The organism is Mangrovibacter phragmitis, from assembly GCF_040429585.1.
Classification (GTDB): domain Bacteria; phylum Pseudomonadota; class Gammaproteobacteria; order Enterobacterales; family Enterobacteriaceae; genus Mangrovibacter; species Mangrovibacter phragmitis.
Genome location: NZ_CP134782.1, coordinates 3,699,431 through 3,710,568 on the forward strand (window position 1 = coordinate 3,699,431; position 11,138 = coordinate 3,710,568).

At 50.7% G+C, this 11,138-nt stretch carries 13 protein-coding genes and 1 pseudogene; 3 read left to right on the forward strand and 11 right to left on the reverse strand.

What is annotated here, in order from left to right; genetic code table 11:
• Positions 1-2: 2 nt before the first annotated feature.
• A complete protein-coding gene (locus MPHASIOC01_RS17845; RefSeq protein WP_064600480.1) occupies positions 3-854 on the reverse strand; it encodes a transporter substrate-binding domain-containing protein in 852 nt (283 codons plus the stop codon).
• Positions 855-1,100: 246 nt separating this feature from the next.
• Between MPHASIOC01_RS17845 and MPHASIOC01_RS17850 the strand changes: the two genes are divergently transcribed.
• Positions 1,101-2,561 carry a PLP-dependent aminotransferase family protein gene (locus tag MPHASIOC01_RS17850; protein ID WP_064600481.1) on the forward strand — a complete coding sequence of 487 codons (1,461 nt, stop codon included), beginning with the start codon at positions 1,101-1,103 and terminating at the stop codon, positions 2,559-2,561.
• Positions 2,562-2,971: 410 nt separating this feature from the next.
• Here the strand turns inward: MPHASIOC01_RS17850 and MPHASIOC01_RS17855 are convergent, their stop codons facing one another.
• From MPHASIOC01_RS17855 to MPHASIOC01_RS17865, 3 genes and pseudogenes are all read right to left on the reverse strand, one after another.
• Positions 2,972-3,988, reverse strand: coding sequence for an ABC transporter ATP-binding protein (locus MPHASIOC01_RS17855; protein ID WP_353613008.1), 1,017 nt, complete (start codon positions 3,986-3,988; stop codon positions 2,972-2,974).
• Positions 3,978-4,877, reverse strand: a pseudogene (locus tag MPHASIOC01_RS17860) (ABC transporter ATP-binding protein); the annotation flags it as partial. The gene MPHASIOC01_RS17855 and the pseudogene MPHASIOC01_RS17860, both read right to left, overlap by 11 nt.
• Before the next feature lie 71 nt (positions 4,878-4,948).
• Positions 4,949-5,506, reverse strand: a complete 558-nt coding sequence (locus MPHASIOC01_RS17865) for a recombinase family protein (protein ID WP_353613010.1) — start codon at positions 5,504-5,506, stop codon at positions 4,949-4,951.
• Positions 5,507-5,535: 29 nt separating this feature from the next.
• Here MPHASIOC01_RS17865 and MPHASIOC01_RS17870 point away from each other — a divergent pair, with 29 nt between their 5' ends.
• Entirely contained in the window at positions 5,536-5,895 is a 360-nt protein-coding gene (locus MPHASIOC01_RS17870; RefSeq protein WP_353613011.1) for a hypothetical protein, read from the forward strand.
• 1 nt (position 5,896) lies between these two features.
• Positions 5,897-6,343, forward strand: a complete 447-nt coding sequence (locus MPHASIOC01_RS17875; RefSeq protein WP_353613012.1) for a tail fiber assembly protein — start codon at positions 5,897-5,899, stop codon at positions 6,341-6,343.
• Here the strand turns inward: MPHASIOC01_RS17875 and MPHASIOC01_RS17880 are convergent.
• The 7 genes from MPHASIOC01_RS17880 to MPHASIOC01_RS17910 are packed head-to-tail and all read right to left on the reverse strand — an operon-like array spanning position 6,340 to position 11,138.
• Entirely contained in the window at positions 6,340-6,777 is a 438-nt protein-coding gene (locus MPHASIOC01_RS17880; protein ID WP_353613013.1) for a tail fiber assembly protein, read from the reverse strand. The genes MPHASIOC01_RS17875 and MPHASIOC01_RS17880 overlap by 4 nt on opposite strands.
• Positions 6,777-7,427: a hypothetical protein gene (locus tag MPHASIOC01_RS17885; RefSeq protein ID WP_353613014.1), complete on the reverse strand. Its 651-nt coding sequence runs from the start codon at positions 7,425-7,427 to the stop codon at positions 6,777-6,779. The genes MPHASIOC01_RS17880 and MPHASIOC01_RS17885 overlap by 1 nt, the downstream gene beginning before the upstream one ends.
• Complete coding sequence (locus MPHASIOC01_RS17890; protein ID WP_353613015.1) at positions 7,427-8,014, reverse strand: putative phage tail protein; 588 nt, start codon at positions 8,012-8,014, stop codon at positions 7,427-7,429. The genes MPHASIOC01_RS17885 and MPHASIOC01_RS17890 overlap by 1 nt, the downstream gene beginning before the upstream one ends.
• Positions 7,999-9,075: a baseplate J/gp47 family protein gene (locus MPHASIOC01_RS17895; protein WP_353613016.1), complete on the reverse strand. Its 1,077-nt coding sequence runs from the start codon at positions 9,073-9,075 to the stop codon at positions 7,999-8,001. The genes MPHASIOC01_RS17890 and MPHASIOC01_RS17895 overlap by 16 nt, the downstream gene beginning before the upstream one ends.
• Positions 9,065-9,517, reverse strand: a complete 453-nt coding sequence (locus MPHASIOC01_RS17900; protein ID WP_036108935.1) for a phage GP46 family protein — start codon at positions 9,515-9,517, stop codon at positions 9,065-9,067. The genes MPHASIOC01_RS17895 and MPHASIOC01_RS17900 overlap by 11 nt, the downstream gene beginning before the upstream one ends.
• Positions 9,514-10,056, reverse strand: coding sequence for a phage baseplate assembly protein V (locus MPHASIOC01_RS17905; protein ID WP_036108938.1), 543 nt, complete (start codon positions 10,054-10,056; stop codon positions 9,514-9,516). The genes MPHASIOC01_RS17900 and MPHASIOC01_RS17905 overlap by 4 nt, the downstream gene beginning before the upstream one ends.
• A complete protein-coding gene (locus MPHASIOC01_RS17910; RefSeq protein ID WP_036108941.1) occupies positions 10,047-11,138 on the reverse strand; it encodes a phage baseplate assembly protein in 1,092 nt (363 codons plus the stop codon). Before MPHASIOC01_RS17910 ends, MPHASIOC01_RS17905 begins: the two co-directional genes overlap by 10 nt.

The following is an 11,138-nucleotide window of genomic DNA, read 5'->3' on the forward strand; positions in this document are numbered from 1 at the left end:
TATTACAGACCTGCTAATTTATGGAACTGTTCAGCACTGGTGATTGGTACCGTTGGCAGATTCGGGTAGGTTTCACCAAACCATTTTTTCTGCAATTCAGCCAGACGACCGGTTTCACGCATGTGATCCATGAATTTGGTCATATATTTCATCAGTTCTGGTGAATTTTTTGAGATTGGCCAGGCCATATAACCCGGTCCAGAAACCGCCAGGCCTTTGGCAAAAACTTTGGGTTTTTCTTTAACCAAATCGTTTACAGAAATAACCACGTTAATCACATAATCCAGGCGTTTGTTGGCCAAATCTGCATACGCTTCCGGATAGGACTGATATTGAACAACCGGGCCCAGTTCACCACCCTGTTTCTCCAGCATGGCTTTCAGCTCTGGCAAACGTGCTAATAACGCGCTACCCGCCTGAACACCCACTTTTTTGCCGGACAAATCTTTAATGGTATTCAGTGAAGTATCCCCTGCGCGCTTCACAAAATAATGCTGTGCAGAAGCAAACGGTGGTGTGAAATTAAAAACATTCAGGCGCTCATCCGTAACAACAGCCCCTGTCAGAGCCATATCATACTGCCCGGTAGAAACAGACGCCAATAAGCCAGTCCAGGGTAAAATACTTTGGTCTACATGGAATTTTGCGTATTTACGTAATTCATCCAGCATATCCTTGTTAAAACCTTCCGCTTTACCATCTTTGATAAAGTTAAACGGCGCATAGTCGTCTTCTGTCACCACTTTCAATGCGCCTGCTTTTTCAATTTCCGGTAAATCACGAGCAGCCACCTGCCAGCTAAATGCCATTGCCAGCACTGCGGATAAAGTCAAAATGCCCAACTTACTCTTCATAGCGCCACCTTTTATTTTCTGAAACCAGATGCATTACGGGAAAGCGTTACCCGAATACGAAGCAAAATATGTGCCGGAAAAGAAATATCCCGTTAAGAATATTCACACCGGGTTGCGTTTTACTCTAGGAAGGTTGTTTGCCACCTGAACAGTGACAGTTTCACTCTGCCGATGTGTCAGATAAGCAGAATATGGTACGAAGATTGCTTATGTAGTTACCTGTTAAGCCACCGGAGGACCATCACGATGAATCGTCATTATCTGCACATAGAATTTGACCGGTCACGTGGGTTGCAGGAACAAGTCAGAGAGACACTGGTTAACGCTATTTTGAGCGGTATTTTTCCGGCCGACCAGCCTCTGCCTTCCTGCCGCCAGCTTGCCAGCCAGCTCCAGGTGTCACGCAATACCACAGCCCTGGTTTTTGAAGGACTGGTGAACGATGGTTACCTGATTAGCCGTCCACGCAGTGGTTATTTTCTGCACCCGGATTACCAGTCATGCCAGTACAAAACCACAGAGACTGCACTTCCCGCCGATAACACCGCACCACTTTGGAGCAACCGGTTTAAAGTCGCCCCCAGCCAGCAAGAATCCATTATGAAACCCTCAGGCTGGATGCACTATCGCTACCCGTTTATCTACGGGCAGCCTAACACCGCCCAGTTCCCGCTAAGTCAGTGGCGGGCAGCTTCACGCTGGCTCAACAGTGGAGTGGCAGACCAGCGCTGGATAATCGATCATATCGATCAGGATGTCCCCATGCTGATTGAGCAGATTCGCACCAGAGTACTGCCAAAACGCGGAATACTGGCGGCGCCGGATGAAATTCTGATAACCATTGGCTCGCAAAACGCGCTCTATTTACTGACCCGTTTGTTGATGTCTTCGTCAACCCGCGTGGCAGTGGAAAACCCGGGTTACCGTGAAGCTATCAACACGTTTTTGCTGGGTGATGCGCAGATAATTCCCCACGATGTTGATGAAGAAGGCATTACCCTGAACCAGCCGCCGTGTGATTATTACTATGTCACCCCCGGGCACCAGGTGCCGACAGGTGTGACACTGAGTAGCCAGCGCCGCAAGGCATTGCTTGAGCATGTGACTCGCCATGACGCGGTAATTATCGAAGATGATTACGATTCAGAAAGTAATTTCACGCTCAACCCACCGCCCGCTCTGAAAGCCAGCGATAAACATGGCCGCGTGGTTTATGTCAGCAGCCTGTCCAAAGCGCTTTCGCCGGGATTACGCCTGGGATTTATGGTGGCCGACCCTGAATTGATTGATGAAGCCCGGGCACTACGCCGCCTGGTGGTTCGCCATGCGCCAACCAATATCCAGTACCAGATGGCGCATTTCCTGGCACAAGGGTATTACGAAACACATCTGCGCCGTTACCATGAAGACTCTGCACGCCGTTGGGAGTTACTGAACAGGTCGCTGGAAACCTGGTTGCCGGAATGCCGCCCTATTCCCGGGAGTGAGCATGCTAACGCCTTCTGGCTAAAAACCCCCGGCGGTATTAATACCCAGCAACTCACCTGGCGCGCGGCTCACGCAGGTGTATTAATTGAGCCCGGTGCCCGGCATTTTCTGGATGCCAACCCACCAGAAACCTTTTTCCGTATGGGTTTTCACGCCATTTCACCGGAAAAAATTGCCCCCGGAGTGGAAGTACTGCGCGAACAACTCGCGCAGCTATGAACGGCAACAAGTACACATCATCATTATGTAGCTTCACAGACCGGGTTGTCAGTGCCCCGTTTCCCCCTGGCAAAACGGGCAGCTATATAAGAGCCAGGGAACAGCTCTTCACAAGCAACTGCTCCCTCCTGCGCCAGCCAGGTGCCCTACCCCTCAATAACCCGCAAGACGATATACGCACCATCAATATCAGGCAATCAGGCAATCAGGCAATCAGGCACTAATTTGGTGCACCCCATCCCAGACAGAACAGGCTGCATCAATAAAGGGCAACAGACTTCGCAGGCTGTTGAGCGCAAAAGTTAACCCTGCAAACGTACCAACAGGTACTGCTTTAACCGGGAAAACGGGTAAGGCATAAAAACACGGATACTTTTCCCAACATGTCGTCATCGCCTTGTTCGTCAGGTTCAGGCCAACTGGGTTGCTGCTTCTGTTACGGCCTCTTGCTCCAGTGAGCGCCAGCGGTGGCAACTGACCCGATGGCGTTGCGCGACATATTCAGTTTCCGGCACCGTTTGCGAACAGGTGGCACTGGCATGAGGACAACGGCTGGCGAATGCGCACCCTTCAGGTAAATGCGCTAAATCAGGTGGAGCGCCAGGGATGCAATACAATGCATCGCCTTTTTTCAGGCCAGCGCGTGGGCGGCTGCCAAGCAACACCTGGGTATACGGGTGTCGGGGATGTGCGAGGATTTCCGCCAGCGATGCTTCCTCAACAATGTGCCCGGCATACATCACGGCAACACGGTCAGCAATTTCTACTGCCGCGCCCATGTCATGGGTGACAAAAATAATCGACAGCCCTTTCGCCTTTTGCAGCTCGCGCAACAAAATCAGGATCTGAATCTGTACCGTGGCATCCAGTGCCGTAGTTGGTTCATCTGCCAGTAACAGGTCTGGGTTACAGGACAGAGCCAGTGCAATCATGGCGCGCTGGCGCATACCGCCAGACATCTCATGGGGCCAGGCATCAAGGCGGCTTTCCGGGCTGGGGATCTTCACCTGCTGCAAAGCAGACAGCGCCCTTTTCCTGGCCTCTGCGCGTGACAACCCTTCGTGGCGGCGCAGCCCCTCAATAATTTGCTGCCCCACGGTATACACCGGGTCGAAGGCCAACAGAGGCTCCTGGAAAATCATCGCGGTTTGGGCACCACGAAACTGGCGCAGTGCCGCCGAAGACATAGCCAAAACATCTTCCCCCCCAACATGAATCTTGCCGGTTATGCGTGTGCTGTCTGGTGGATGCAGGCGCATCAGTGCGCGTAAGGTAACGCTTTTTCCCGAGCCAGACTCACCAATCAGCGCCATCACCTCGCCCTTTTGCACATCAAAAGAGACACCATTTACGGCCTGAATGGTCTGCCCGCCGCGGGTAAAGGTGACATGTAAGTCATTCACTTCAACAAAAGCATCATGCGGCACTGTACACCTCCCGAACCGGAGTTTCGACGTACCAGGGTGAACCAGGCTGAGCCATCAGGCAGGCGGCCTGATGCCCTTCACTCACTGCACTCAACTGAGGTTTCACTTGTTGGCAAACCGGTTTCGCCTGCGGGCAACGGGTATGAAACCGGCAACCCGTCGGCGGTGAAATGGGGCTGGGGGGATCCCCCGACAAAGGTGAAGCCAGGGTTCTGTGATTTGGGTCCATCGATGGCATAGAGCTCAGCAGCGCCTGGGTATAAGGGTGCGCCGCACCGGTAAACAGAGCTTCAGCAGGCCCCACTTCCACCACCTCGCCCAGGTACATCACCAGAATACGGTCAGATAGCCAGCGAACAACATGTAAGTCATGGCTGATAAACACATAGGTCAAATCCAGGGTGCGTTTTAAATCCTGCAATAGTGTCAGCACCTGAGCTTCCACTGATTTATCCAGCGCGGACACAGCTTCATCCAGAATCACCATGCGGGGTTTCATGGCAAGAGCACGGGCAATGTTCACACGCTGGCGCTGGCCACCAGATAACTCATGAGGATAACGCCCGGCAAAGCGAGCCGGATCCAGCCCAACATGCGCCAGCAAATAATGTGCGTACTCCCGGGCTTCACGAGCAGAAACACCATGTACCCGCTGCCCAAACGCAATGCTCTCTTCCATGGTCATACGGGGGTTGAGCGAAGCGTAACTGTCCTGAAACACCATCTGCACCTGGCGGCGGTAAGCTTTCATGGACAGCGCAGCAGAGCCAACACTCTGCCCGTCAAATACCAGTTCGCCTTTATCCTGGGTGAGTAACTGCATTAATAACCGTGCCGTGGTGGATTTGCCGCAACCGGACTCCCCCACCACACCCAGAGTTTCCCCTTTGTGCGCGGCACATAAATCGCGAATTTTTGTCAAACAACTTTGGATCACAACATGTGATCCAACTTTAAATGTCAAAGCTTAGAGCAGACTGGAAACCTTTTATACAGGGTCGATAAACCAGCATCAAAGATTAGCGCCACACGCTGATAGGACTCACCAGCAGCAATAAGCCTGCCCATTTGTGCCCATTGCTCTATAGTAAACTTAGGCTTCCGACCTCCAATTCTCCCTTCTGCACGAGCTGCCTCAAGACCAGCTCTGGTTCGCTCTACTATTAACTCACGTTCCATTTCTGCAAGTGCTCCCATTACGTGGAAGAAAAAGCGCCCCATGGGTGTACTGGTATCAATGCTGTCAGTAAGGCTACGAAAATTTATCCCTCTTATTTTTAGATCTTCAACCAGTACGACAAGATGACGCATGCTGCGCCCAAGCCTGTCCAGTTTCCACACAACCAGCGTATCGCCGTCTGAAAGCATCCTGAGAAGCTTTTTTAATCCGGGGCGGTCTGATGTCTTCCCGCTGATTTTATCCTCAAAAATTAGCTCACATCCTGCACACTCAAGCGCATTTCGTTGTAATGCAGTGTTCTGGTCATTTGTTGACACCCTCACATAGCCTATCAGCACAAGTATTTCTCCCGGCAAAAGCCGAAAGCATGCCAAATAGCGGGCGAACGGTCATTCTCTTAAACCTTGGTTTGGGAGATATCGCCCTGGCAGGGGTGGGGACGGGATTATTGGGAGGTCAGAGCAGCAATGGATACTGGAAATTTCCTGGGATAATTGATGGTGAGAGAAAGGAGCTGATTATGCAGTGGTACACAGCGATAGCAACACAGGCTGGGGCCATCACTGTAAATTTCCCAATCCCGTTTCCAAATACTTTTCTTGCCGATGCAGTATTACCGGGCGGCTCTGGTACGGCTTTAGTGAATGGTGGAAATGTCTCTCAGATCAGCCGGCAGCTTTACTGCAATAACCCAATGAGTGTCGCTGTAATAACGATAGGATATTAATATGTATCTCTTTTCCAAAACAACACTGGGCTTTTATCCCGCAGCTGATAAACAGGCTTACATCAGTGCGGGTACACTTCCTGATGATGTGATTGAGGTTGATGACAATGTGAGGGACACATACAACGCTCAGGCACCGGTGGGTAAAAAGCTGGATGTTGGCAGCGATGGAATGCCTGTGTGGACCGACCTTCCAGCCCCCACTGCCAGTGAGCTTATTGCTCAGGCTAAGATAAAGCAGACATCGTTACTGACCGCAGCGAAAAACACCATATCCGTATGGCAGTCTGAGCTACTGCTTGGCATCATCAGTGACGCAGACAAGGCAACACTAACAGCCTGGATTTCCTATATCAAAGAACTCCAGGCGCTGGACTTCAGCTCAATAACAGATGAAGCCAGCTATGTTGTCTTTGTCTGGCCTGACGCCCCTGAGTCTTCAAGTTAACTGGATGAACCTGGCTCTGTCGGCCAGGTAATATCTGGTGCAGTTGAAGTGTCTACGGCATTCAGTGCATCAAGATAGTCCAGCCATTCATTAAACAGCGCTTTATCACTGTCACTCAGACGCCCAAGGGCTAACTTTGAAGGCCACTGCATACTATTAATGTAGCCGTTAGCATCATCAGTTTTATTATTTTTCTCAGATTTTGCCGCTGCAATCAGCTCTGCTTCACTGAGCGGCGGGGTATCAACCCATGCTGGCGAACCTGATGTATCTGCCCCCAGTTGCTTTCCATCTGCAGGTGTTGAGGTATACGTTGATAACTCTTCCTCTGAGACTTCTTTTGCATCTGCAGGCCATGTTCCTGCTTTTACGTAAGTGTCTTTAAATGCATCATTATAAAAACCAAACGTAGTTGCGGAAAAATAAGTAGTCATTAATACCCCCATGCCAGCCAGAATACTGGGTTAACCACTCTCACAGGTGATCCGCCGACACTGCTATAGCAGTTAATGTTCATTCCGGTTAATGACTCTCCTGAAGAGTTTGAAATATAGGATGAATAAGCTGATGGTGCACCCGTTAATACACCACAAATAGCGTTAGGAAATGTAGTCTGAAATGTAACCACAGCAGTTGCTGTTGAGGATGATGTTGTAACACCCCACTGAATGATAAATGTTCGCTTCACCCCGCTAATGATTAGCGGTAGAGCTATATATCCATTTCCAGACAGCATACCCCCGCCCACCCCAGCTAAAGCTATATCTCCCAAACCAAGGTTTGCGAGACCCTGTGCAACAGCTGCAGGCCCATCAGCTTTGATATCCGCAAACGGATTCTCTCTGCTGAGAAAAAGCCTGGTGAATGCCGTGAGCAATTGCGTCGCATCTGCCTTATCTGGGTCAATTCCCGCCTGGTCAAGAATATTAAGTAACTCTGACTGAACGGTATTGAACCAGTCAGGGCCCGGATAGGTGGGAGGAATACCATTCCCCCCTTCAGTGAAGAACAGGCGTAAGGCACTGTACAGTGGTGACACGGCGGGCATAACCGGGACGCCCGTATTATTATCGACATGGAACATCAGTTCTCTCCTGCATAAATAAATTCATAGCCTGTGCCACCCATACGATACTTTGTCATAACACACTCAAGCTCCCGGGCGCGGTCACTGAGTAACGGTGTCATGACCGTATCCATACACGTAAACCGGCCACCACTTGAATCAAGAACCTCTATCTGTAAAAGCCAGCGGTAACGATTGGGCCACAGTGGATACATACAGCTCCGCATACAGTGGTGAGGAAGAATAACGTTTACCTTTACGTTAAAGCCCAGGTCAGCCGCGACAGCCTCTATTTGCCAGGGGGCAAGTCCACCTTTACGATGATATTTCTCAACGACAGCCCGTCTGCGGCCTTCGAAAGTGCTGGCAGGTAATTCACATTCAGGCAGCTCAAGATACCCCTCCCATTCATCCAGTAACTGCCGGGTAGTCTCCGGGCGCATTTCAGGAAGAAGCAGGTCTGCATTGGTTTCAACGCGGTTTAAACGGGTTGCAAGAGCCAGTAAAAGACGGGTTAAATCTGAATCGGCTTCACGCGGCCACGCCTTACCTCTGGGCATAACCTGCTGAAGCGCATGTAACCACGCCGCTACGCCGTGAGCCATGTGACATCTCCTGTCGTAATCAGCTCATTGGTTTCTGCCGGAATATCAGCATCAATGGAAAGGGTGTAATCAGTCACGCCGCTGGCTGACCCGACAGCCGTCCTGAGTGCTGAAACAGGTAACTTTTGTCCGGGTGACAGCGTTTTCTGGAGCGTTGACAGGTTGGTCAGCACCGCCGTTCGTGTCGCCGCTGAGTCAGGCGTCAGCTTAATGCTCATATCGACGGGTTTCAGTTGCAGCTCAACAGGCCAAACCTCAATCCCGCCTGGCTTGCCAACATAATTGCCGGTGGCAGGGTCAGCATGCCGGAAGAGATACGTCTCCATGGATGCTCTGTCAGTGGCTGTTGGCGTAATATCGGTACGGTCATCATAGACCCATGCCAGACCAACAGTGCCTGAACCATGCCAGGCATCGAAACACCAGGCACGACTGACACCGGCCATCTCTCTGGCCCAGTTGACATAATCATGGACAGCGCCACCAACGGGCGGGTTACGTTTGCGGAAAAGAAGTCGGTCAAGCAACTCAGAAATGGGTTCAATATCTGCACCACCCGTTATCCCGTCACTGGCAACAACCCCATTGCTTTCTGTGCCTGCAACAGGGGAAAGTAACGTTAATATTTCACCGGATGAAAGGTTTCCATCAACACCGGCTTCATCAGCCTGGACCTGAACAGTGATCACACCATCAACGGGTTCAGAAGATGCAGTGATGTGATAAACCACACCGGATGTGGTCTGCATTGATGTATCAAGCTCAAGTGCAGCAGAGCTGGTAAATTCAACCGGGCCTGTTGCGAAAGAGGTCTGTTTACGTATGACACCTTCAGAAGCAGCTGTATCGATAATGGTCTGGTCATCGGAATCTGGTGAAGGAATTATCTGGTCTGCAATCCAGCTCTGATGGTCATATAAATCACGAACCTGACTGCTTACTGAAATATTGATGGCATTTTCAACGCCGACAGGCGGAAGCTCAGGAATATCGAGTTCAATGACGATATCCTTTTTCCCGTCTGAAATGATTTTTTTTAGCGTGGGAATATTAAATGGCATTCAGCGTCGCCTCCCATCGTTTATTCAGTTGAATGGTCAGCACCGATTTATCCGGGCGGGTCAGGGTTACAGTGAAATTAATGCGGTCACTGGTGGCAATTGTGGCAACCACCTCAGCCGTTCTGGCATAACCGGTACGCAACAAGGGTTGCATGGATAACGTGGCATAGTCCTCCACGCGCTGACGAACTGACTCTGTCAGTTTCTGGCGCTCAAGCAACCAGAGCTTTGAACCCCATGGGTAATCGCTGTAGGTATCACCCGGCCAGCCCCTCAGGTCATCAGAGCCATCAGGAATTTCATCATCTGCATCAGCACGGATATCGGTAAACAGGCAAATAAGCACCAGAGTAACAAGCCCGTCGTCAAGCGCCAGGCCGTCATGTTGAATGGTAATATCACCGCGTGATAAGAGATTTTGCCAGGTCAGTCCGATAGTCATAAGGGTTTGGTTGTATCTTCATTGTCGCCATCCTTATGAATATGGTCGAGGAAGGATTTACTTTTAACAGTAATATCCTCAGTAAACTCAGAAGGACCGACACATTTAAATTGAGCTGTAGTAATCTCAAATAAATCGTCGGCGGTGTAATTAACCGTTTTCCCTCTAACATCAATTATTCCGCCTTTCTTCAGAATAATCATTGACTGACCATCCTGATGATAAAGGCAGACGTCGCCTGCCTCCAGCCCTTTCGGACGACAGCGTTTATCTTCTACGGCAATCGCGACCAGACTTTCCCGACGCCCACCCACGGCCAGCACAATGGCTTCACTGCCTGCCGGTGGAACTGTAGTCAGACCGTATTGCTGAAAACGCTCAACATCGTCGTTCGTCGCATCAGCCAGAGACTGAACCTGGAGATTCTGTCGCCCGAGGCTGTCCGTGACCAGACGAACTACAGCACGATCAACTAACAGGCGCAGACGTCGTGCTATCTGGTTAAGGGTACGGCCAACATTTTCTGGATTCAGTCCCATGTTGCTTTCACCTTTGACTTTTTGGTTTTTTTGCCTTTTGTTTCAGGAAGGTCCAGAGATTCAGGCGGAACCAGTGACAGGACTGTGAGGCGTCCGTTATCACCATCAGTAAACGTCACGCTTTTGATTATCCAGGTGGTATTCAGATTCTGGACAGGGTCACGGATGTCAGCAAGCAGGTTGGTATGCCACAGCGTTCCTGTATTGCCGTTATCACGCCACCCGGACAGGGTAATTTCCGTTGTATTGGATTCACCCAGCATCCTTGCTTTATACCAGTCACCACGAATGCTCGCGCCGCCCACTGTCAGGCTGTCTTCATTGACCAGGATTCTGGGGCGATACCGGTTTATTTCACCGTCATCAATACTGACCTGACGGCCTCCAACAACACTGGCTGGCTGGGCATCCCATGTGGCACCACCCGCACTGGAACTGCCTTTAACAATGTACTGACTGGCCCGTTCACGCCAGCTGAAACGGCCACGGGCGGCGAGAATATTATCCCCAAGTACCAGAGCGACTGGGGCGCGTTTAGTTGAAGCGCGGGTAATAACGAGATTACCGTTTTCGTTCGATGTCAGCAGCACACCACGCTGACGGGCAAGACGATCAAGTAATTCAAAGCCGGTTTCACCCTGTTCCAGTACCACACTGGGAAAAGCCTCGCCGGTATCCGTTTCATTGATGACAGTAATACCATAGGGTTTGGCAACTTCTGTCGCCAGTTGCTCAAGGCGTATGCCTTTCCACTGCCCCGATTTATGCACGACAGAGCTGTCAACAAGGTCGCCCGTCTTATCACGACCTGTTACCCGTAATGACACATTCTCAGCATCATAGCTGGGAATAAAATCATCTATATACCCGGTCATAACGATATCGGTCCCAATCATGACCTTACAGGGTAAGCCTTCTTTTATGGTGCGTGGAGCAGCTTCTGACCACTGGGTTGTCACCGTGAGGTCAAACTCACCCGCTATCGCGTCCAGAGAACGGGTGATGGACATTTCAGTCCAGCCATCCCAGTTTTTCCCGTCCACAATAAGTGAAACGCTTTCTTGCTGGCCGGATTCAGTCAT